The sequence below is a fragment of the Acidovorax sp. GW835-FHT14G06 genome (genome assembly GCF_058793595.1).
On sequence record NZ_JBXAGA010000025.1, the window covers coordinates 1 to 22,797 of the forward strand.

General features: G+C 58.3%; 19 protein-coding genes. 6 read left to right on the top strand and 13 right to left on the bottom strand.

Annotation, left to right across the window (positions count from 1 at the left end; genetic code table 11):
* Positions 1–1,373: PAS domain-containing protein (locus tag AC1Q64_RS24525; protein ID WP_492253075.1), on the bottom strand; the 1,373-nt coding region annotated here is incomplete at its 3' end.
* 476 nt (positions 1,374–1,849) lie between these two features.
* Positions 1,850–2,167 carry a hypothetical protein gene (locus AC1Q64_RS24530; protein WP_492253076.1) on the bottom strand — a complete coding sequence of 106 codons (318 nt, stop codon included), beginning with the start codon at positions 2,165–2,167 and terminating at the stop codon, positions 1,850–1,852.
* Between the two features lie 78 nt (positions 2,168–2,245).
* On the opposite strand from AC1Q64_RS24530, the gene AC1Q64_RS24535 reads away from it, so the two are divergent.
* The 4 genes from AC1Q64_RS24535 to AC1Q64_RS24550 all read left to right on the top strand — a co-directional run bounded on the left by AC1Q64_RS24535 (position 2,246) and on the right by AC1Q64_RS24550 (position 6,543).
* Complete coding sequence (locus AC1Q64_RS24535; RefSeq protein ID WP_492253077.1) at positions 2,246–2,758, top strand: Csu type fimbrial protein; 513 nt, start codon at positions 2,246–2,248, stop codon at positions 2,756–2,758.
* A gap of 10 nt (positions 2,759–2,768) precedes the next feature.
* Complete coding sequence (locus AC1Q64_RS24540; protein WP_492253078.1) at positions 2,769–3,473, top strand: fimbrial biogenesis chaperone; 705 nt, start codon at positions 2,769–2,771, stop codon at positions 3,471–3,473.
* 89 nt (positions 3,474–3,562) lie between these two features.
* Complete coding sequence (locus tag AC1Q64_RS24545; protein ID WP_492253079.1) at positions 3,563–6,016, top strand: fimbria/pilus outer membrane usher protein; 2,454 nt, start codon at positions 3,563–3,565, stop codon at positions 6,014–6,016.
* A complete protein-coding gene (locus tag AC1Q64_RS24550) occupies positions 6,013–6,543 on the top strand; it encodes a Csu type fimbrial protein (protein ID WP_492253080.1) in 531 nt (176 codons plus the stop codon). The genes AC1Q64_RS24545 and AC1Q64_RS24550 overlap by 4 nt, the downstream gene beginning before the upstream one ends.
* 331 nt (positions 6,544–6,874) lie before the next feature.
* Here AC1Q64_RS24550 and AC1Q64_RS24555 read toward each other — a convergent pair whose 3' ends face one another.
* A complete protein-coding gene (locus AC1Q64_RS24555; protein WP_492253081.1) occupies positions 6,875–7,498 on the bottom strand; it encodes a hypothetical protein in 624 nt (207 codons plus the stop codon).
* Between the two features lie 266 nt (positions 7,499–7,764).
* On the opposite strand from AC1Q64_RS24555, the gene AC1Q64_RS24560 reads away from it, so the two are divergent.
* A complete protein-coding gene (locus AC1Q64_RS24560; protein WP_005793571.1) occupies positions 7,765–8,325 on the top strand; it encodes a hypothetical protein in 561 nt (186 codons plus the stop codon).
* Between the two features lie 339 nt (positions 8,326–8,664).
* Here AC1Q64_RS24560 and AC1Q64_RS24565 read toward each other — a convergent pair whose 3' ends face one another.
* The 7 genes from AC1Q64_RS24565 to AC1Q64_RS24595 all read right to left on the bottom strand — a co-directional run bounded on the left by AC1Q64_RS24565 (position 8,665) and on the right by AC1Q64_RS24595 (position 16,036).
* On the bottom strand, positions 8,665–9,447 hold the full coding sequence (locus AC1Q64_RS24565) for a helix-turn-helix domain-containing protein (protein WP_492253082.1): 783 nt from the start codon (positions 9,445–9,447) through the stop codon (positions 8,665–8,667).
* Positions 9,448–9,534: 87 nt separating this feature from the next.
* Positions 9,535–10,335 (bottom strand): helix-turn-helix transcriptional regulator, encoded by an 801-nt coding sequence (locus AC1Q64_RS24570; protein WP_492253083.1) that lies wholly within the window; start codon positions 10,333–10,335, stop codon positions 9,535–9,537.
* A gap of 7 nt (positions 10,336–10,342) precedes the next feature.
* Positions 10,343–10,549 carry a hypothetical protein gene (locus tag AC1Q64_RS24575; protein ID WP_492253084.1) on the bottom strand — a complete coding sequence of 69 codons (207 nt, stop codon included), beginning with the start codon at positions 10,547–10,549 and terminating at the stop codon, positions 10,343–10,345.
* Positions 10,550–11,368: 819 nt separating this feature from the next.
* Positions 11,369–12,655, bottom strand: coding sequence for an ArdC family protein (locus AC1Q64_RS24580; protein ID WP_492253085.1), 1,287 nt, complete (start codon positions 12,653–12,655; stop codon positions 11,369–11,371).
* Positions 12,656–13,063: 408 nt separating this feature from the next.
* A complete protein-coding gene (locus AC1Q64_RS24585; protein WP_492253086.1) occupies positions 13,064–13,654 on the bottom strand; it encodes a hypothetical protein in 591 nt (196 codons plus the stop codon).
* 523 nt (positions 13,655–14,177) lie between these two features.
* On the bottom strand, positions 14,178–14,474 hold the full coding sequence (locus AC1Q64_RS24590; protein ID WP_492253087.1) for an antirestriction protein ArdA: 297 nt from the start codon (positions 14,472–14,474) through the stop codon (positions 14,178–14,180).
* A gap of 242 nt (positions 14,475–14,716) precedes the next feature.
* Positions 14,717–16,036: a Spo0J and IME4 domain-containing protein gene (locus AC1Q64_RS24595; RefSeq protein WP_492253088.1), complete on the bottom strand. Its 1,320-nt coding sequence runs from the start codon at positions 16,034–16,036 to the stop codon at positions 14,717–14,719.
* A 235-nt stretch (positions 16,037–16,271) separates the two neighbouring features.
* Between AC1Q64_RS24595 and repC the strand changes: the two genes are divergently transcribed.
* Positions 16,272–17,684, top strand: a complete 1,413-nt coding sequence (gene repC / locus AC1Q64_RS24600; protein ID WP_492253089.1) for a replication protein C, IncQ-type — start codon at positions 16,272–16,274, stop codon at positions 17,682–17,684.
* A 211-nt stretch (positions 17,685–17,895) separates the two neighbouring features.
* On the opposite strand, the gene AC1Q64_RS24605 is transcribed toward repC, so the two are convergent.
* From AC1Q64_RS24605 to AC1Q64_RS24615, 3 genes are read right to left on the bottom strand one after another with little or no spacing between them, the layout of a single operon-like run.
* Positions 17,896–20,436 carry a DEAD/DEAH box helicase family protein gene (locus AC1Q64_RS24605; RefSeq protein WP_492253090.1) on the bottom strand — a complete coding sequence of 847 codons (2,541 nt, stop codon included), beginning with the start codon at positions 20,434–20,436 and terminating at the stop codon, positions 17,896–17,898.
* Complete coding sequence (locus AC1Q64_RS24610) at positions 20,429–22,039, bottom strand: Eco57I restriction-modification methylase domain-containing protein (protein WP_492253091.1); 1,611 nt, start codon at positions 22,037–22,039, stop codon at positions 20,429–20,431. The genes AC1Q64_RS24605 and AC1Q64_RS24610 overlap by 8 nt, the downstream gene beginning before the upstream one ends.
* On the bottom strand, positions 22,036–22,695 hold the full coding sequence (locus tag AC1Q64_RS24615; protein ID WP_492253092.1) for an N-6 DNA methylase: 660 nt from the start codon (positions 22,693–22,695) through the stop codon (positions 22,036–22,038). Before AC1Q64_RS24615 ends, AC1Q64_RS24610 begins: the two co-directional genes overlap by 4 nt.
* Between the last annotated feature and the right edge of the window lie 102 nt (positions 22,696–22,797).

Consider the following 22,797-nt stretch of genomic DNA (forward strand, 5'->3'; position numbering starts at 1 on the left):
TTATCCAGGTCGATGAACAGCAGGGCTCCGAGGTTCTTGGTGCGCTGGCAGGCGGCGATGGAGCGTTGCAGGCGGTCGAGCAGCAGGCGCCGGTTGGGCAGGCCTGTGAGCGCGTCGTAGAACGCCAGGCGTTCGATCTCTTGTTCTGCGCGCTTGCGGTCCGTGATGTCCATGGTGAAGCCATGGGACACCACCGAGCCATCGGCCTCGCGGTGCGGGATGGCATTGGTCATGTGCCAGCGCACGCTGCCGTCTGGCATGCGCACGCGGTACTCGCACTGCCAGGGCACCAGCTTGCGCACCGACATCATGGCCGAGCGCTGCACCAGCGGCAGGTCTTCGGGCACCACGCGGTGCATGAGCACGCCGTGGTTGGCAGTGACCTCGTGCGGCTCCACGCCCATGAATTCGCGCACGGCATCGCTGATGTACTGCACGCTGGTGCCACCGTCGGAATGCAGCCGGTATTCGTAGATGAAGCCGGGAATGCGGCTGGCAATGCGCTGGATGAAGAGCAGCTGCTCACGCAGTTGCTCGGCCGCACGATGTTCATCGGTCACATCCTGCACCACACCCATGACCACCTGCACCCCATCGCGAGGCAGCGTGCGCTGCACACGCGAGCGCATCCAGCGCACCTCGCCATCGGGCCGGCGCCACCGGTATTCGACGTCTTGAGCTGCGCCGAATTCGCGGATCTTCTCGAACACGTGGCGGTCCTCGAGCAGGATGCCGCTGACCGCCCGTTCGGGGTCCACCCACTCCTGCTGTTCAAAGCCTGCAATGTTGCACAGCCCAGGCGACCACAGCAGCACGGTTTCTCCAGGGTCTTCAATACGACGCCAGTGGCCGGTGCGCGCGAGGCTTTCCATGGTGTTGAACACATCGGTCTGCTCGCGCAGCTCCCGCCGCACCTCTTCCAGAGTGCGCTCGGACGCCGCGAGTGCGACGCGCAGGTTCTCGGCCTCGGAGGCATCACGCACCGTCACCACAATACAGTCGTTGGTCACGCGGCGGGCGGACAGATCCCAAGCCAGCAACAGACGGCCGGGCTCGCGCACCACCTGGCGGCATTCCAGCGGAGCGCCTACGCGCACCACACCGAGCAACTGGTCCATCAGCGGCGTATTGGCCAGCAGGTCAAACACCTCGCACGCGTCCACGCCTGGATGCCGCACCGCCCCCAGGCCTGGCATACGCCGTGCTGCGGCGTTGGCGGCCAGCAGCAGCAGGCGGCCGTCCTGCAGGCGAAACTCCATGAGCGCTACCGGCACTGCGTCCACCAGCGCCTGCAGACGCGCCTGCGCCATGGGCTCGATGAGGCCTTCCCCAGCAGGGGCGAGGAGGTCGGTCAACAGTTCGGACGAAATCACGGTCGCTCTGAAGCCTCTGAATCCGGGGGTTGAAACACCTACTCTCGACGGAGGGTGGCTCCGTTCAAAGTCAAGCTACCAGCATACAGCCAAGAGTATGTCCAAACGTAACATACTGGCAGAACGTAGCGGAATTGCCCAAGGGACGCTCTGCGCGACTCCCTGTGCGATGTGCTTGGAGAGTGGAGAAACCAAGACAATAGGTGCTTGAAGCAAAGCATAGGTGCTTGAAGCAAAGCAGCCTGGGCCTGATCAATGCCGCCCACCCCTGCTGATCTGCGCCCAGCAGACGCCAGCAAAGCCCCTGGAACACTGGACACATCGTCCTAATCAGGCGCCAACCCGCTTCCATCCGGCCACATCGGCCATATCGGCCGTGCGACCCAGGTAGTAGTCACTGACGCCTCCCGTCAACCTGATCGCCCCGCACATCTCTCAGCGCCCAACGCTGGCTGCTCAGCGACCGAACTCGCTTTTTAGCAACCTCCCGCATGAAGGCGCCCATCGCCTTGGACGTCCAGGCGCTGTTGTATGGACTTCGGGTCGCCTGCACCGCTGTAGGCCGCACATTGCCTGGCAGAAAATTGACAACAATGATTTTCACCACACATTCCGTGACGAAAGACGCGCACTTCAGATCGAAAAATTGCTTTTTTGAAATTATTTTTATCATTTTTATTGACTTTCAAAGAAGCAGGTAGTTCAATCACATCACTGCCAAAGGTAAACACCAGCAAGTAAACCGCAAGCTTGAGTTGCAATTTTCCCAACGGTCCACCCAAAGAGACAGGCACGGAAATGCGCTAGCACCCTGCTCTTCTCACGGTAACTTCTTGAGGCGGTTGCTCAATTCAACTCTTTTCGGGGGTCTTATGCGCTCTACTAAATTTATCAATTTTGCCGCTTTCACATCGACTACCGCCCTTCTGGCCGCAGCGCCGATCAGTCATGCGGCAACCGCCACAACCCTCATGGATGTGACCGCCACCGTGCTGTCGAGCTGTGTCGCTGTAGCCACCCCGGTGATCTTTGGCAACTACACTGGCGCCGCGGTCGACAGCCACGGACATATCACCGTGACGTGCACACCGGACGTGAGCGCCTACAACGTGGGTCTTGGCAGTGGTGCCGGCTCCGGCGCGACGACTTCTGCGCGCAAGATGACAAACTTGTTGAGTGCAGATACCCTGGGGTATCACCTGTTCCGGGACGCCGCCCGTACCCAGAACTGGGGAGAAATTGCTGCTGACTGGCAGCCTTCCAGTGCCGCCACCAGCACCGCGGGCACCATCAAGACCTTCACCGTGTACGGCAGGCTCACCGCCGAACAGCAGGCTGGCATTGGTGCCTACGCCGACATCATCACGGTGACCGTCAACTATTGACGCGCCCAGCATGTCGTCTACAAGCACCATCGCCGATCTCAAGACCTGGGCCCGCGCCTGGGTCACCGGTGCACTTGGCGTGTTACTGGTCGGCAATCTAGTTTCCACCGCATCAGCAGGCGTGTCCCCGATTGCGGTAGCACCTGTGATCGTGCGGCTGGATCCGGTCATGGACACCGCTGGCGTCGAGGTGAGCAACCGGGGCGACGTTTCCTGGGGTGTGCAGGTCGGCCTCCTGCATGTGACATGGGTCGATGGCAAGGAAGAATACGCGCCGGCCCCAGACTTTGTGGTGTCTCCGCCCTCATTTCGCCTGCAACCCGGCAAGGGCCGAGTGGTGCGCTTCAAGTACACAGGGACGCGACAGGACACTGAAGGGTTTTACCGCCTTTTTCTGCGCCAGTTGCCTGAGGCCAAAAGCGAGAAGGAAATCAGCATGGTGTTCAACGTCGGCGTGCCGATTTTTGTGGCTCCGACTGAGTCAAGACCGATGCTGACCATGACAGCGACTGGGGCGTCCACTGCTCAATTGCTCAACACTGGCAACGTAACACTGACCGTGTCAAAGCTCGAGGGCAAATATTGCCCGCCGGAGGCACTCAAGGTACTGAGCCGGATTGCACCGGGGCAAAAACTGGTGGTCCCGGGCAATGTGGCGCGCTGCGCAACCGGCGCACAAACCGACCGTGGTCTCATGGCGCTGACAGCGCGCTGAGTCAGTTTGCCCTGGTTGACCATCCTAGGGCGTCCCTTGCAGACAATGGCCTTCAAGCTGGTTTCTGGGCTTGTTACCGAAAGCTGACCATGACCCGCCAGTGTTCGCCGACCTCGTTTTCGCCTGTCGCGCTTGGCATGATGATCGCTTCATTCTGCATGCCGGTGTGGTCGGTGGACTGTACGTCGCTGGGCTTGGTCAAAACCACCGCAGACGTGCTTCAGATTCAGGAAGCCGGCCAGGACCCGCAGGTCGCCGTGACTTACCGGAGTCCTGCCGACAACAGCTGGTTCATCCCACTGAAAGGCCAGGCCGTTGGCGCCAGTCCGCACCGCCAGACATGCTCATTCGAGCAAATCAACCTCTGGCAGCTGCCCGCCAACGATACTGCGCTGCAGGTGAATCCGGACACCGGCACGCTGACGTTTCTCGACCTCACGCAAGCCACTCAAGTGATCGACAGCCGCAAGCCGCCGACCGTCAGCACCGCAACCGTGCTGGACAGCATGGGGCTGAACTACCAACTGCTCAGCAGCTACGCGGGTAGCAAGAACTCCTCGCGCCTGACTCTGGGTGCGTCGGGCGAGTTTTACGCTTACCGCGACGGCTGGTACTACAACACCAACTTTGCCTGGACGCAGGGTGGCCGGGTGGCTCGCTACGAAAGCTATGCTCTCAAGGAATCTCCGCAAACGGGGGTTTACCTCCGGCTGGGGGATGCCGTCAGCAGCCCCACGCCGCAGGGGGAATCCGTTCAGTTTGCGGGCCTGTCCTGGGGCACCGACCGGAGCCTGAGGCCGAGCGACTTCTCGCCCGTGCTGCCCACCCTGCGCAACGGCAACGCGCTGGCGGGTCCGCTGGAGGTGTTCATCAACGACAACCTGCAGTTTCAGCAGAACGTACAAAACGGCGTGGTCGATTTGCGCAACCTGCCAGCGCAGCAAGGCTTTAACAGCTACCGCGTGCGCACGCTGGACTCCCAGGGCAACCCGATCACCGTGCAGCGCGAAATCTACCTGCCCGCCACCCTGTTGCCGCCCGGTATCACCGCTTGGCGAATCGATGCGGGTTGGCAGCGCGAGAACTTTTTTACCCACAATGCCAGTTATGGTGCACCCGTGGTGGTGGGCACTTACAGCACCGGTCTGACACACGACCTGACCGTCGGTGGCCAGGGACTGGTGTCCCGTCGCGCCTCCTCCTTCGCACTGGAAGCAGGCCGTCGATTGACCGATCTGTGGGCTGCGCACCTGGGCTTGCTGTGGGCGCGCAACACTGGCGCGCGGGACAGCACCAGCTCCCTCTTTAGCGATACGCTGCCGCAGGGCACCGGCATCCAACAGGGCGGCGCCTTGCAGGTGCGACTTGACGGCGGCGGCCGCTTCTGGCGTCTGCTGATGGACGCGACCCAAGCGCCGCACGGCCTGCCAAGTCTGGGCTCGCGGGCCCCCTTGCGGTCGAAGCGCCTGATTCAAGCGCAGTGGAGCGGGGTGCGCGACTGGACTTTTGGCGCCACCCATGTGCAGTCCCAGCGTGAGCAAAATGCCACCGAGCAGATCAGCAGCCTGAGCGCGACCACCCGCGTGAGCGACAAAGGCGCCAGCCTGTCACTGGCGCTGTCCCACACCCGCTTTAAGGGTGTGGGCCAGCGCAATGTGCTCTTGGCCCTGGTGTTGCCGCTGACCAACGAGCGTGACACGCGGTCAAGCTCGGTCTACCTCAGCCAGAACCACATCGACAAGAACCAGCTTTCGCGCGCGCAGTACAGCAGCAACGACAGCAAGGACGCTGGCGCACCCAATTGGGGGCTGGGCGCCACACGGGACTCACAACAGACCTTTTCTGCGCTGGACGGGACCTGGAGCACCTCGACCCGCATTTTTGATCTGCAGGCCAGCGCCCGGGTCGGTCGCACCGACCGCAGCGGCCTGATCACGCTGCGCAGCAACATCCTGTGGACCGGTGGCCAGCTGCTCACCAGCCGCCCCCTGAACGGAGCGTTTGCGATGGTGTCGACTGGCGCCCCTGATGTCGAGGTTTTTTACGAGAACCGCCCGGCTGGCCACACCAATGCCGATGGCGTGTTGCTGGTTCCCGGTCTGGTGGCGCAGCAAACCAACCGCCTGAGCGTGAACCCCGCCACCTGGCCGATCAACTGGACCGCCAGCCAACTGGACCGTCAGGTCATCCCGCCGCGCGGCGGGGGCGTGCTGGCGCCCTTCAAGATCAACGTGCTGTCCTGGGCCAGCCAGCCCATGGTCAAGCCGCTCCTGACCCACAACAAGCCTTACCCCCCCGGGACCGTGGCCGTCGCCACAGGCGTCGCGCCCGATGGCATCGAGCCACCCAATGAAGCGGTGATCGACACGCGCGGCGAGCTGTGGACCGGGGAGCTGATGTCCAGCACTGGCGGGCGCGGCACCTTCAGCATCACCCTGGACAAAAAACGCTGCCACTTCACGCTGCCTGCATCAGACAGCAACACCGCTGCAGCAACCCAGGCCATTGCGCTGACCCCTGACCGATGCGAGGACACCCCATGAGCTGCTTGGGCACCAACGACTGCGCAACTGGCGGCCTGAGCGCCTGGCGCGCCAGTGCAATCCGGGGCGCAGCCAGCCTGGCCGTCCTCATGCTGGTGCTGTATTGCCCCACAGGCCGGGCGCAAACCTGCACCGCTGCAGCGATGGCGCCAGTGTTCGGTGTGTACCAGCCATCCGGCAGCGCGACCTTGGCCAACGGCAGCATCACGGTGACCTGCATGGTGCCCGCGCCCCTCGGGCTGCCGGTGAACTACAGCCTCAGCCTGAGCATGGGTGGCCAGCCGTCGGCCATGCAGCGGCAGCTGGCAGCGGGCAGCAGCCGCCTGGGCTACAACATGTATTGCGACAGCGCCTACACCCAGATCTGGGCTGACGGCACCAACGCATCATGTGTGGGCACCGGGGGCACGGGCAGCATGCAGGGCAGTGTGGTCAAGGTTTTCCAGGTCTACGGACGCATTCCTGCGGGTCAGTACGTGCCTGCGGGGAGTTACAGGGACGCGGTTTCGGTGACCCTGCTCTATTGACAGCGCTGGAGCTGTCCAGACTTCCGATGGTCTGGCGGGCGACGGGGCTCAGCGAGCCAGCAGCGCATCGAAAGCCCCCGATAATTCGGGCTGCCTTTCACCCAGCAAGCCTCTCCGCCTGCTGCTGTTTACCCTGACATCCATCGCATGACATCCGCCGCGCCGATCACCGAGCCCATTGCATCGCCGCACACCCCGATGATGCAGCAGTACCCATAAAAACGCCGGTTTTCATAGGAGAACTTGAATCTTTGGCAGTTTTTTTGCTACATCCTGGCTACACAGCATTGGTGTTTCTTGACGCTTCTTGGCGTTCAGGTTGTGCCGCTCATCAATCGGACAGCAACTCCGTCAGACTGGGTAGCTCTTCATACACGTCCGGCAGACTGGTCATTCGCGCTACCGCTACCGCCTGTTGGTAGATGGACCAAGGCGTAGGCTGAGCCTCATCTCCGTTCGGCTGAAACCACACTTCACACAACTGCGCGACGCGGGCATAGTCATCCATTGATACCGGCACCGCCGATGTCTCGATAGGCACCGCCCCTGCATTCAAGCCCATGCGTAAGCCATGGATCAGACGCACGCAGGCTGCGAGTTGGCCCGCACCTTTGAGCCAATCCGTGGGCATACCTGCTGACTTCATCGCCTGCTTGTGTTCCTTGGCTGGCGTTACGCGCTGCAATGTGCCGTCGATCCCCATATACGCGATGCGATATGTCCACCCCCGTTCGATATGACGGTGATGTACCTGCTCCCCCTCAATGAGAAAGTCGCCCACGGCTAACTCATCTTCGCCATGCGGCAAAACCGCCCCAGGGATGTCTTTGGCTCCGTTGAAGGTACTAGGTAAGCCCAATACCGTGTTGGAATCGATACGCTTGGCCCAGTAGCGGCAGCGGCTATCGTCAGGCTCGACAGATACTGATACAGAGTGCTGTGATGTTGTTGTCATGTAGTGTTCCTTAGTTCATTTGGTTTGAAGACCAACATAACAAACGCACCTGAGACAACACAAGTGGGGTGCCGAAGCACACGCCCCGCAACGTTCTAACGCGCCCAACGATCAAGCTCTCATGTTTGATACACCGCGCCCTGCCCATTCAGCACTTGGGACATGGACACGAACCCATTGCTGATTCGTTGCGGACAGGCGTGCTTACTGTCCAGGCCCTTGGCCAGCCACATTCCCACGGTCATGGCGCTGAGGAGTTCGATGCCATGAGGATCAGCAGAGTCCGTTTGGCGGACATGCCCATCACGCAAAAAGGTCACCAGACCGGGAAGACACTGATTTCCGGGTCGCGGATTTACAAATCGCGCAAACAACAATTCCCTCGTTGTCAGTGCTCGCACGTCACCAAGAAGTGCTTAGCACCCACGTTTTTCAACAGGGAGTTTTTCATGCGTTTGATTCGGATGGCCGCGCTCGCGGCGGTGGGATTGGGTTGCGGACTGAATGCACATGCTCAGCGCAATGCTTGGCCTCAGGACTTGCCAGCGGCTCATTCCTGGTTCATGTGCAGCTCGCCCAATGGTGAGCCTATGGTGGCGTGGGTCAGCGAGAAGAAAACGGTTGTGGCCGTCAGTGCACTTCGCGAAGGTGTGGCCCTTCCCGACTACGCAACCCCGATGCTTCGACAAGCAAGTGCAGATCGGCGGCTGATTCAGCCAGCGACCGCTGGCTATGAAGTGACCATCAAAGAGTATGGGCCGGTACAGACTGGGATTTTGAAGGTTGGATCTGTCGAGCTGACATGCAGTAGTGGTCGAGACGAATGAAAGAGGGGCAGACTGTGATCAAGCCACTTCAAGACATCGCCTTCGCGCTCCTCCTTTGCAGCGCTGCCTTGACGCCGATTCATGCGCAGACCTCGGGCAAGGTGCCACGACCTCAGCCGGAAGCAACAACCACAACGCAAACTCCAACAGGGCAAAGCGAAGAGGCGAAAAAATCCTGCGGGACCGTTGGCCAGACTTACCTCTGCGTTCCTTGACACGCTCATTGCGCGGATGATGCCTCCGTGGGCATCACGCGCAATGCTTGCACACTGTCCATCTGTTTGGTGGATGACGTTCATTCCAGGTGTAAAGCAGAACACCTGGGGGTCAGTTTCGCCGCTAATGTTGAACCCGTACCGCTCGGCGATATGCAGCTGGCGGTATTCCCCCAGTCGAACGCCTGAACTCGTGGTGCAGGTGTGCCCCGTCTGTGTACCCACACTTGGCGGCAATTTCTGCCAAGGTCAGGTCTGACCACAGGATGTAGCGGGAAGCCGAAGAAATCGCGCAAGCACGCTTGATGGCCAGTGCGGAAATTCCTTCCGCTGCAAAGCGTCGTTCACCCGTCCGAGGATGCAGGCCCAATGCGGTGTAGAGATCGGAAACCTTCGACCTGGGGTAAGCCAAGAAAAAATCGCAGGCGTCTTGCAACAGCATGGGGGCGTTGAAGATCCGAGCCACGTCTTTCAGGGTGAAGCCGTGACGGACGCTTGGTGGATAAGGGTTTCGGCGGCTCTGATGCAGGCAGTGGTCAAAGAACGTTCCATATCCCTCCAAGAGACGAAAGTGCACTTTCGAGATGGACTTTGTCGGATGGATGCCTTGTTCTTGACACACACTGGGGTCCAGAACATCGGTGTAGGTGCTGTACGCATTCCAAATCTCCGTAATCCCTGCGTACTTGCTAGTCTGCGAAAAGAACAGACCCGTGGGACTGAGATCCAGACACGCCAACTCGCGCCAAGGTCCCTCCATAGATTGCAGCGAGGGAGGAGCACCCTCCATTGCGTTCATGATGCGCTGCTTTCGGTCCAAAGCGACGTTCGATGCTAGAACGTTGGCGACGTTCTCCTGAAACAGGTTGACCGATGCTTTGCGGTGAAGTGTTTCGAGCACCCGCATGGGTAGGCTGTACGACATACGAATCCCAAATCAGCACAAACGAGCGACGGATGGATGGTGTGGTCCCAGATGAGCCAAAGCCAGTCGCTAATGTTGAACGCGCACCGCTCGGCGATATGCAGCTGGCGGTATTCCCCCAGTCGAACGCCTGAACTCGTGGTGCAGGTGCGCCCCGTCTGTGTACCCACACTTGGCGGCAATTTCTGCCAAGGTCAGGTCTGACCACAGGATGTAGCGGGAAGCTGACGAAATAGCGCAAGCACGCTTGATGGCCAGTGCAGAGATTCCTTCGGATGCAAAGCGCCTCTCACCCGTCCGAGGATGCAGGCCCAATGCGGTGTAGAGATCGGACACCTTCGACCTTGGGAAGGTCAAGAAAAAATCGCACGCGTCTTGCAACAGCATCGGGGCGTTGAAAATTCGCGCTACGTCTTTGAGGGTGAAACCGTGACGGACGCTTGGCGTATGGGGGTTTCGGCGGTTCTGATGCAGGCAGTGATCAAAGAAGGCTCCGTATCCTTCCAGCATCCGAAAATGCACTCTCGAAACTTCCTTGGTGGGATAGATACCCTGCTCCTTGCACACGCTGGGGTCTATGACTTCTCCGTAGGTGCTGTGCGCATCCCAAAGCTGCGCTATCTCCGCATACGAGCGGCTATGCCCAAAAAACAAACCCGTCGGACTGAGGTCAAGGCTCGCTAACTCTCGCCAAGGCGCTTCAAGCGACTGCAAAGAAGGAATTGCCCCCTCCACCGAGTGCATAAGCTGGCGCTTCTTCTCCAACGTCACATACGAGGTGAGAACGTTGGCTACGTTTTCCTGAAAACGGTTAACCGATGGTTTACGGTGGAGCGATTCGAGCACCCGCATGGGAAGGCTGTAAGACATACGAATCTCAGGTCAACACAAACGAACGGCACATTGATGGCGTAATTCCGCCGGTAGCCATGGACACCGTCTTGCAAAGATGCGCGCCATCGGTGTAGCCGTGCCTTTTGGCGATGTCATCAAAATCTCGCTGGGTCCAGAGGATGTCGTGGGTGGCAGAGGTCAGCATGCAGACCCTTTTGAGCATGACCGCTGTGATGCCCAGTTCACGCATACGCCTCTCCACCGTTCGAGGATGAGCACCGAGTCGCACGCAAGCGTCCTGCACCTTGGCGTGGGGGAACATCTCGAAGAATTGGCACAGCTCAACGACCAACTGGCCAGCCCCTAAAATGCGCGCCACAGCGCTGACCCGAGCATCCGCAACATGGTCTGACCAACTACGAGAATTTCGAATGTTGCCCAACAACCTCGCGGACGTTACGCTTTGGTAGCTTTCAAGCAACCGCTCATGCATACGCTCTTCGATTCGCCTAGCACCCTGACCATGATGAACGTGGCATGAGGAGGACGCGTGCAACGCTGGGGATCGCCGCCCTGACCCATAGGCTACGCGAGCGACGACGTTTCCTCTTTGGTTGTATGCGTCCCACAGGCCGTGGTACGCCCTTTCCGTGCGACTCAGTCGCAAAACATGGCCTACTGGATTCAGATCGACGGCGAGTAATTCGCCAAGACGGTCACTGATGGATGTGACTGTCAATTCTTGATGGGTCGATTGATGAAGCTCATTACGCAGATGAGCAGCAGAAACATCCCCCATCAAACTGTGACGCACGCAGTCAGCAAAACGATCCCCGCAAATAGCCCTGCGTGCTGTGAGCAAGCTTCTGAGCGCTAGGTGATACGACATACGGCGTTTCTGTTTTGGTTTGTTCGGCGATTCGCTGCATTCGCGGAGGAAGTGGCCCTCCATAGTCCGCAGCCGTCCACGTGCTATCCCTACCCATTTGGGAATGATGATAGCTTTGCCATATCAGCTTTATGACCTAGGTGAAACCAAGAACCTTTTGTCGGAAATTTACAAGAGCGTTCACGCAGGCCCCATGCTGCCGGAATTCAGGCCAGCGACCGCCGCATCCAGAAACTCCCCTGCGGGTCGCAGCCCGTTGATCCTGACAGCCGATGACGGCATTTGAGCTACCGCCACCAATCCGTGGCCGATCCCGTCAACTTGCTGCTGTGGCATTCCAAAGCCTTGAACCAACGAGGGCGCAGGCTGAGGGGGGACTTGTGGTGCCTCGGCCAACTGTCTCTCATGCCGTTGCATGAACCAGTCCGCAGCCTTTTCAGCAGCAGAGAACGCCTGAAACAGCGCCCTTGGGTCATCCTTGATGAGCTTGGCCCAGCTTTCAAGATAGCTGGCGTGCTGGTTGATAACCTCGTCGGACTCCATGTTGTAGGAGGCCATCAAGAATGCGGAAGCCGTTTCCGCTGTGAGCTCTTCTCGCGCTCTTTCAGGGGAGCCCATAGCTCCCAACATCACGCGGTTAAGGCGCGACTCATGCCCCGTTGCATGACAGCACTCATGCAACAGCACGGAGTAGTGCTTGGCTGCCGCTGAATAGACCACGACCCCGTCTTTCACAGAATCCTTGTATTGCGAGCGGTCTGGGACCGTGATGCGGTCCAGACCTGGTTGGTAGAAAGCCTGTCCGATGGGCTCATAAGTGACAGGCACCCCTAGCTTTTTGACGAGTGCCTCGATCTCGGCATGAACCTCCCAGGTCGGTTTGCGTTCGACCTCCGGTAGCGGCGGCAGATTGGCGATGTTGTTGGCGTTGAATACCCGGTACGTCTGCAAAAACGTGCGCCCCAGTGCCTTGTCCACAATGGGTTGACCCGCTTGATCCAGCACGGGTTTGCCAGAGCTATCGACCCGAGGCCGCTTGATTTCTTGCCTGCCCACCTTGTAGATGGTGATCGACTGCGCCCCCTTCTTCACGTAGGGCAACTCGTCATCCGGTGTGCCCGAGCGCTTCATGTCCTGTGCCAAGGCTTGCACTTGCTTGTACGTCATAAACCGCGTGTCGGTCCAGCCGTTGGCCATCATCTCGGTCATCAACAAAACGCGATTCATGCCCAAGTAGTTCAGACCCGTGTGCGCGTTGAACGGGCGGCGATGTCTGGATGGAGCGATCCAGGGCTTTTGCCAGATGGAGGTGCCAGCTTCAATGGCTTGGAGGATGCGCTGAGCAGCTTCTTGGTAAAGCTGATTGTTGACGTCTTCCACCGAGCGCTTGGGTGGAGTGACGTTGCCGGGATCGGGTGATGAGGGTGTAGTCCGTTTTTTTGGGGACTTTGCGGTAGTGCGTTTCATTAGATTGCCTTTCGTTGAATGGGTGGGGGGAGCCCTGCTGCGCGGCAGCAGGAGGAAACAGGACGAGGTCACGAGGTGAGTCATGGGCTTCATGTCGTGGGAGGGGAAAGAAAAACGGAGTGAACGTGCTCACAGCTCGAACGCTCCAACATCAGGGGAATGCTGTGAGGACTGCGTTTTTTTGAGCAGTCCCCGATTGCGAGGGGGCCGCACCTGGGGCAGTGGCCTGTGTTCTCGCGCAATGTCCAGCGCCTGATCCCATACCGTTTGTGACCAGTCAAAGACCGAAACGGAATGGGGCTGCACCTCTGTGTAGATGGGGCCCAACATGCGGCAAACGAGGTTCCAGACCAGGGCTGGCATGGGGTCGAACAATTGGGGATCGCTTGTCGAAGTCATCCGGCCCCCTCAAATCGGCAATCGCGCTTGCGCTGGTGGGTTCACCGTCATCGACGCCAGCATCGGCACCTTCAACTGAATGTTCAGATTCGACTTGCCCGCGAGGTCCGCTTCTTCCCTGATCACCAAGCTCAAATCCGGGTTCGAGGGGCTGGCATACAGCAGGTTGATGGGCGCGTCATCCCCTTTGAGAACCGCTGAGGCCACGCTGAAATCGGTGTACACCGCACCACTTTGCAAGCGCAGTCCCAGTGGCTTGTGCAGCATCACGATCGGACTGCATTCCGCGAGCACTGCTTCGTTGGAGCGATAGAAGAAGGCCACGAACATCCGGCGACTCATGCCTGTGGGTGGCCCGAACAAGTACCCCATGGACGTAATGGGTGCAGGGGTGGATGGCACCACCAAGTGCATGCCCCTCTTCGGATTCCCGAAATCCGCATAGCCTTCCTGGGTGTTGAAAGGTGCAAACACAAAAGCGATGCGTGACCCTAGCGTCAGCGGGCAGGGGTATTGACCATGTGGCTTGGGGTGATCAGCCAGCGCCTGCCAAAACGCGGGGTCCGGCATGTGCTGAACGTGGTAGCTCAATGCACTCATAGACGCCCCTCTCCGCACTTCGATTCGGGGTTCGATGGGTCATAGGTACCTGGCCGGTGGTGAAGCCGCAAGGGTTCGAGCCGACGCAGCTCCTCCTCGAAATCGTCGGCAGCCCGTTCCAGCGCTATTAGCATCCGGGGATGGGTTCTGGGGTCTTGGCGTGCGCGTGCCAGCGACGTCAATGTCTGGCGGTGAATGGCCCGAACGTACTGGTAGCGCCTCTCAACAGGGGGCGCGTCTGATTCGGTGAGAAGGTGAAGCAGAAGTCCTAGCATGCGACCCCCTCGAAAAAGGAGGGGTGATGCTGGGATTGCTCATAGGGGCACGGCTCAAATCCGTGCCTTGGGATCATGTATGTGAATGGTGTCATAGCCCAAGCTACCAAACGAGCTTGGGGTCGCGCAACCATTTACGGGGCGTCAACCGCTGACGAGCGGTGAACGGTTGTGCTGGAAGCTGAGAGGCTTCACAGCCTGCGCCCTGACTCATGGGTGGTGCTCAGGGCTTCCGCTGACGGCGTGACTCAGTGCGTCAAGAACACCCACACTCGGCCACCGTGCTCAACGAAATAAAACTCGCCATTGAGTCTGCTATCGGTGGCTAACTGCGCATAGTCCAGATAGGTTCTGAAACGCTCTGGAACTTCCTCCAACTGGCCGGTACATTCCAGCCATTCGTACATCCATGCTTCTGGTGTGTCTGCCACGCCCAGGAAGCGGTCAATTGCTGTTTGAGTACAAGCGGTCGAATCAATTTCAGCTCGGTAAATGCGCACCAAGGTGCGGCTTGTCGGGGTAATTTTCGTGTTCAAATTTTTCATAAGTGCTCATAAATATTGTTCCTGGCAATCTGGTAAGGGGCTGTGTCTAGGGCAGGGTTTTCCGTCCGGCCAATAGCGCAGGACATGAGTTCACCCGAACGGAACGGGTGCCCTAGAAAAGACCGGATCACGGTTGCGCTTTCACGCAAGTCATGCTCCGGTTAGGCCGCTGTCAGCGACCGTGCTGTATTCGCTTGGTGCAGGCGCCGTACACGATGAAGTGCCGCACGACCCTGCCGAATTCAGGCAGCGTGTGCAAAAGACTCATCGTTGGCCCCCGTTTGCAAGGTGGTTTGCACGACTGGCACAGCTGCCGTCGATTGCTGGCTCTGGTTACCCCACACATCCCAGCCGCTTCGCGCATTGCGGGCGAAAAGCTCCATGCGGTTTACAACGGAGGGGTACAGGCGTTCCAGGCGTTCATGCACCAGAGCTGGTTTGGCGCTGTGCTGTGTCACAGGTGCAGCAAACACCGATGACTCGCGAGCATCGTTGCCGACAATCGTCAGGCCTTGACCACGTTTGCCGACCAGCAGCAATTCATGGTGTGCCACTGCAACGCCGCCCGCACAGGTGAGCTTGCCGCCGCTCTTGTGCCATACCCAGTTGGTCAGATACTCAAAACCCCATGACTCCATGACGCGCAAGCCTTCTGGCAGCAAGGATGCGGGGCACCACAGGTACAACATGGCGTCCTTAGTCACGCAAGACTGCACGTCCATCGCACAGATGTCATCCGTACTCATGGTGGGGTAATGGTTGTGCGGCAGCATCCGTGACGCAGAGCGGTCGTTGGACATGCCGTAGTTCCATGGTGGGTCTGCCAGCAAGAGGGAATACTTCTTCTTGCCCGTGGGCAGTGCCGCATTCTTCTGGCTCAAAAGGGCTTGACGGTTCAGACGCGCGAGGCGAGATTTCGCGCTCTCTTGTTCCTTGTGTCGCGCAACGAGCTTCGCTGCTTGAAGAAGCACAGAGTCCTTGATGCGCTTGGACCCGGTGACTTCGACATACGCCTCGTTCAAAGTGGTCTCGCCCGACGCCAATTGCCGGTTCAGCTCTTTGCTGCCGTCGCAGTACACCTTTACAGCCCGTTGAACCGAATCGCGGCTCACGGCAAACAGGTCAGCCGCTTGGGTTTGAGACAGTGGCGGTTCCGTCGCTGCTGAAAACTTGGCCTGACCTGGTTTGCGAGTGCACAACGCAGCCGCCATCAAAGCCCGTTGTCCTGTGGCCAGGTTTCTGCGGTTGATGTTGCGTGCGAAGGCCATCGATTTGGCCTGCTCGTAGGTCTTGACGCTCAGCGTCTGGACCTTGGGTTCGATGCCCAGTTCCTGGCAGGCTTTGAGGCGATGGCGGCCATCGACCACTTTGCCCCCGAAGAGCAAGATGGGTTCGGATTGGCCGTTGCGTTGAATGCTCTGTTTCAGTGCATTGAACTCGTCGGAGTTCATTGCCGGGAACAACTCGACGCAAGGATCGAGGGGGTACGTCGTGACGGTTTTTGCCGTCGTGGATGGTTTCTGCTTGGAGGCCGCAGAAGAGGCGCTAGGAGTGTGAGACATGTCGCGTTCCGGTTTGAAAAGTCAAACCCTCGGCGCGCACCAAACCCTTGATGCGTGCCTATGGACGCGGACGAAACGGAGGGAGAAGAATCGTCCGCTTAGCGCGAACGTATGCACTGGATCGAGCGATCCGTGGAGGTGTGATTGAGGAAGTGGGTATCACTGTGCATATGCCTACCAGTCTACGAATTTCAGACCGTTTGTCAAGGGCTGCCGGGCAGCATGAATGCGGCCCATGACCCTGTCCGAATGTCCGTGGCACAGGATGCTGCACCCCACTTGTGCAAACGAGGGTGCGCTTGCTAACGTGGTTTCCCTAGCCCCCGGAAATGATTCCGGGATGTCGTCACAACTGTCCAAGAAAGACACCGACAACACCCCAGCGCATGTGATTCACCAGAGTTCGATCCGACGTGCGCCCGGGTTGCGGCTGGGCACATCGGTGCGAGCCTCGACCAGGAAAAATCACATGCAGCAGAAGAGAAAAACGCCAGGGGGGGCCAGAGCAAAGAAGCCCTCATTGAAACCAGCGCCCAAGCCACGGTTGGGCGCAAACGGACAGGTCGAACCCGTGATCGACTACATGGACCATGCCCCTGTGCATCCCCTGTACGTCATGACGGACGGTCTGTTTCGGCCCATCCAACACGGCACCCGAGCTGCCGGAATTCAGGCAGCTAACAGCGCGATCCGGAACGGGGAGTACAAGACGCTTGTGGACTGCGTTTGGACGTCAGAGCAGGCATTGGACATCACCGATCAGATGGTCCTGTACCACCTATGTCAGTTGGCTGCGACGCCTGGCGAACACAGACATACGTTTTTCCCAGCACAGCACCCTGAGGATTTCGCCATCGCACTCAGGCATATCAAGTACCAGGCTGTGAAGGCTGAAAAAAAGATCGCCAGCAACCTTGCCGATCTCGGTACACCTTCTGTCTTGGTGAGCGTGGAAGTCACGATCTCATCACTTGCGCGGGGCATTGGAATGACCGCTACGGGGCCGAATACCGAGGTTGTACGCAACAGCGTTCGCAGGTTGCTCCGAACAACGTGTGAGGCATCGCTGTACTACCCAGGCAGCGGCAGCCACTGGGGGACTTGCTCATACACGCTGTTATCAGCGGTGCTCACGGGGGAGGCGCCTGCCCGTGTCTTCGTAGTCCTCAACCCTGAACTGTCGGCAGGCTGCGTATCCCGAAGCGGTGTGAACTGGATCAACATGCGTGAACAACGCTTGTTGCAGTCCAAACCGGCACGGCGTCTGCATGCCTGGCTGTCAGCTTGGGCGTTCACTGGGGAAATCCGAAAAATCAAGCTGGAAACCCTGCTGCCGCACGTCTGGGGCACAGAGGAATGCACCGCCTCAGCCAAGAAAAGCCGCATCAGGACATTGAAGGAGGCTGTTCAGGCCATCGCAGGTTTGCCAGGTTGGGCGTGCTGGCTCAATGATGCTGATCGGATGGTGCGGGTGCGCAAACCCCGGTTCGTGGGCAGTACTGACGAAGACGTTGTAACGCCAACCGCAGACGTTGTGACGGAGACCCCCAGCGTTGCGACGGACACCATGGGCGTTGTGACGGAACCCAGTGATGCGGCGGAACCCAATGCTGGTGCGGCTTCCAAGAAGGTTGAAGCGTTGATCTAAGACTCATCCAAGACCTGTTTAAGACAGGTCTATGGTGAGTGGTGAAGACCACTCCGCCGCTGGAACGGCGTCGGGTCATCACCGGGGGTATGACGGATCGGATGTACTTGGGTAGATCGTCTCTCTGGAATAGGGGAAGACGTACGAGCCAAGGAATGCTGGGGTTGTACGAGCGTGTCGTATGTGCGTTGGACAGAAGAGATTCTTAGAGCTATTCCCTTGCAACCACCGTGTCATAGAGGCCGTAGTGGGTCAGTCCGTTGTGGCTCTCGATCCCGGTGTAACGCAATGAGGCGTCTTCGTAGCGACGGAAGGCGAACACGGCCTGGTTCATGTGCTCCGTGTTGAACACTTTCAGGCGTACCAGCAGGTGGAAGTCTTTGACCGTGAGGCCAGTAACCGCCAGAAACAGATCGGGTTCCAGCTTGGTGATTACGTCCTGCAAGGTGTTTTCACGGAAATCCGTGAGATACATGAAGGCAGGGATGCGGGTCGCAAACTTGATAAGCTTCTCTTGAACCAGTTTGCGTTTGGACTTGTACTCTTTCTCCGCCTCTGACAGCTCTTTCTTCTCCTTGGTCGAAAGGTCGCCGCCGTCTTTTGCTTTTTCTTTGAGCGCCTTGACCTTGTCGCTCTTGTTGATGATCGTCTCGATGACGTTGTCGCCCAAGGACCGCCAGCCCTCAATCCGCTCCACTGCGGCCATGGCTTCCGGGTTGGCAAGGATGCGACTCAGCGTGTCGTTGTCAACGTTGACCAGCATCGCAGATTCCCACTTGCGGGCCAGCAAGGTGGCCGAAGTGCCTGCCATTGCGATGTCGAGGATGCCGCCTGCGTCGATCTGCGTCATATTGGCGCCGTCGTACGCAAGCACTGGAAGGAACGACACGAGGTCTTTGACCGCCTCTTCTGGATTGGCTTCGCCCGATGACAGGCCAATGCCGTACTCAGACAGTTGCCTCAACGCCCGTGTGGGCGCAAAGTCGAAGACGAAGCAAACAGGTTTGAGAATTTCTTCTTCGTTGGGGTTGTCTCCGTTGGGGTTCTTAATCGACCACGGTGACTGGACACGGAACGCGGCTTGGAAGTAGGTCTCGGGTGATTTTAGGTTGCGCAGCATCAAGATCGAGGACCACTGCGCCACTGTCACGCCTGTGGTCAACTTGCCACAGGACAGGGTGATGGTGCTAGTCTCAAACCCGCTGCCTATGGCTTGCCGTACCGGAGGTAGCGCGTCAAGGCCAATGCCAGCCGAAGCTCCTGCTGACACGATCACCTTGTAGCCTTGCCAGAACGTGTTCTGGCGCTCAGCAAGCAAGTTGGCCATGGCATGGCAGGCCGCAACGTTGGGCATGAACCAAAACGCATGTTGCAGGTGTGGCAGCAGGCGAACGTCAGAGTAAGGGAAAGGCGGCCGCGTCGCCGTTTTTAGATGATCAACAACCTGCGGTGAGTAGGAGCCGCGAATGATGTCCAGCCACTTCTGCACATCGTTCTTGTGCTTGAACTTGGCGGCAGCGTCTGTGCCCGTGGCACTGAAAAATTCATTGAGATCGAACTCGTCAAACTCTCCACCACTCGCGATAGCTAGCAGCTCATCTGGCATCTGGTACGTGAGCAACCTCATTTCAGGCAGTGCGCCGTAGGGATTCCACTCCTCAGGATGCTCTACCGCGAACCGTTGCTTGGCGCGCTGTTCATCGGTGTAGGTCCAGTTGAAAATCTGTTCTTCAATGAACTCCCCGGTGGCCAACGCCTTGAATGGGGTGCCCGACAGGTACAGGTATGCCTTGGTCGATATGGGCAGAAATTCCGTTTCTTTGGCTGACAAGACACCGAGGTCTTCGTTCACTGTGTCCAGTTCGGATGTGTATTCGAGCTGGGTCTCCTTCTTGGAAACAGTCGCATCTTCACCTTCAAAAAGTTCCTTCGCTGTGTCTCGCCATGCGCCGAAGTGATACTCGTCAAACACCACGAGGTCCCACTTCTCCTTGTGCAGCCATTCGTTCTTGGCTTTGATGTTGCCGTTCGGATCGCGACCAAGCAGGTCTTGAAACGAGCCGAAGTAGACGACCGTCTTGCTACGGTCAATCTCGGTAGGGTCCTTGTCGGAGTGTCGCGACAGGTACTGCCACCCGTTGAAGTCTGCGTGCGATTCCAGATCGGTCTGCCATGCGTCCTCAACTGCTGGTTTGAACGTGACCACCAGCACCCGCTTGGCGCCCAGCTTCTTGGCCAACTGGTAAGAGGTGAACGTCTTGCCGAACCGCATTTTGGCATTCCACAGGAAGCGCGGTGCCGCGTTCATGTCTTCTTGCCAGATGGAGTGGAAGTAAGCGAGGGTCTTGTTAACCGCGTCTTCTTGCTCCTGCCGCATGGGGAAGGTCTGGTGATGCGTCCCCGATAGCTTCTGGCCGGTGCGTAACTCCGTAATCACTGTCTGCACGTCGGCGACTGTGCAACGCATCCACTCCAACTCGGCGTTTTCGAATCCCTTCTTGGCTAGCGCCGCCCGTACCGCGTGATCAGAAAATATCGTACCGTCCAAACGTTCAGCAGGCTCGTCGAGTTCGATCTTGAAGTTCTTGATCGCTGCTGTTTTGACTTGCTCGGCAACGCGCTGCTGAACATCACGCACCGTCTGTCCAACTTTGAGGAGGCCTTTGTGAGCTGCATCATCGATCGAGTACGCATAGATGCGTGGGCGTCCTTTGGGCTTTGGAGCGAGGATTTCCTCGATGCTTTTACTCATCGCCAGCACCCATCGGCCGCACGACCTTTTCAATGAACTCGATTTCCTCTTGACTGATCCCGTACTTGGCATACAAGTCAACGTCTGCCCATCGCTTCGTCCAGTCTTGTGTTGGAACGAAGGTGTAGACCTTACGGGTAGTGTCCTGAGCTGGTTTGTGCAGCAGGATAAGTAGCCTTGTTAGTCGGCACGAGAGATAAGACAAGGCGCTTTCGGCCTGCTCCTTGGTATCGAATGGCCCGATGCAAAGGTAGGTTTCCGAGCAGATGGAGCCAGGCTCTCCGATAAAGGGGGTGCTGATTATTCTGTGCGGGTAGGTGTCTCTGTTGCCCGTACCTGGCGCAGCTCTACCCACATAAACCTTCCAGCAGTCGATCAGGTGCGTACTTGTGGTGATCTCGTCTCTATTGATGTAGCCCTTGCCACCGTTCTGGTATACGGTAAGGTCGTTTGCTCCCTTGGTTTTGTTCCCTTGAAAGAATGTTCGTAATCCAAAGGGGCGGAGGGAGCTGACGAGTTGGTCAAACCGCCTCTGCCCTAGGCGAACGGACTTGCTATTACCGTTCTCTGCCGTGACTACCTTTTTGAGGATTGAGAGCCCCTCGTTGAATCGGATGAAGACATCAGCTCCTTCTTCAAGCAGTGGTCGAACGGCGGAAGACACAGGCCAGTCTTTAAAGTGCGTAGTTACCTTGCAGGTGCCCGCGTTATCACGGTCCCAAAGGAAGTAACACACCCCGCCTTTCAGTCCAACACCGGGAAACACGTCGGATGCGCTCAAAAAATCGTCAATTGACCGGAGGCGGTTGTCGGCCAACATGGACTCCCTGAACTCGTCAAGGCCCTTGCCACCTGTGAACCAGCGCGCAGGAATAACCATCGTAAGAAGCCTTGGATTGAGAGCCTTGGCTTGATCGACGAACTTGTTGTAGATAGGGGCGGCGCTCGTACCAAACCCACCGTCGTTCAGTTGGTAGGGTGGGTTGCCAATGATGACGTCGAATTGCATATCGTTTCCAAACAGCTCGGCCAATCGAGCTCGTATGTTGTCGGTGTGAATGAAGGCGTAGGCATGCGTTTCAAGCTCGTGACCACGGTCTAACGTGTCCCTGCTTGCTCCACAGTACTTGCATCTGTCATCAATCCATGTGTGATCCATCCGCTCAAACCAGATGTTGCCGGACTCGGTGCCGAATGACTTCGCAATCGAGTGAGGGCCATCGGCAAACTTCGAGCAATACACGCTACGCCGGGCCAGCAAGCTCGTGAGCTGGGTGATGCCGATGCCAAACACCTGCTTCGTCAAGATGTGATTGACACGGTGGTTCAGGTCTGGAATTTCTGATGCAAGCCCTCGTGTCAGGCGGCTGGTGATCTCACGCAAGAAGACGCCTGACTTCGTGAATGGATCAAGGAATCGAAGCGTTTTGTCCGCCCAGATGTTGGCCCCGTTATTATTTCGGGCCCATGCCCGCTCAATCGAGTCCAGCATCCGGTTAGCGAACTCGGGTGGAGTGAACACCTCGTCGTTTGAGAGGTTGGCAATACAAGTCAGAACATCTGGGTTGCGTCCTCGCAGCGCGAAGCTGGCCTGCTGTGTCATTCCTGCCCCTTCACTGTGTTAGTTCTTGCGGCCACAGCCAGGTCGGCTACGGTCATTGGCGGATAGGTTTTGACAGGTGCGAAAACTTCGTGCTTGCCAAGTTGGGAGAACAGCGAGTCCTCCCGCTCGAATGAGGACAGGTGGGTAAGTCGGTCCAATCGAAAGTCGCGCCGCATGAATTTCCCCTTTCCCAGCGAGCCCCATTCTGCAAATGTGATCGGCACTCGGGTGTCACAGGTGTGCATGGTCATCGCGTCGCCGTGGACCAAGTTGTGCGAGAGCACATGTACCCCGGCCTGATACAGATCGTCGGTCTCTTCAATGCCAAGGTACTCGGCAAAGATTTCGAGCATGTTTTCGCGGCACTCTGCGATGTTGTCATCCAGTAGCTCGATCCCATAGATACACATGAGGGCTAGAAGGGCGAAGTGCTTCTTCTCGAAGTCGGACTTGCCGAACTTCCGCTCCACAGTCACCAGCTTCCTCCGCAGGACATGCACGAGGAAGTTGCCACTGCCGCAGGCAGGTTCGAGCACCCGCGAATCGATGCGCTCAGATTCATCCTTCACCAGATCGAGCATGGCCTCGACCATCCACGGGGGGGTGAACACCTCTCCATGGTCGACGACTCTCTGTTTTGACTTGACTAGGTTCATCTAACGAATATAGCCGCAAGCGACGTGAATCGCCCCGGGATTCGTGGAGGCTGTTTGGTTTAAGTCATGCCACCACTGCAGTGGCGTGACTGGCGAGCTGCC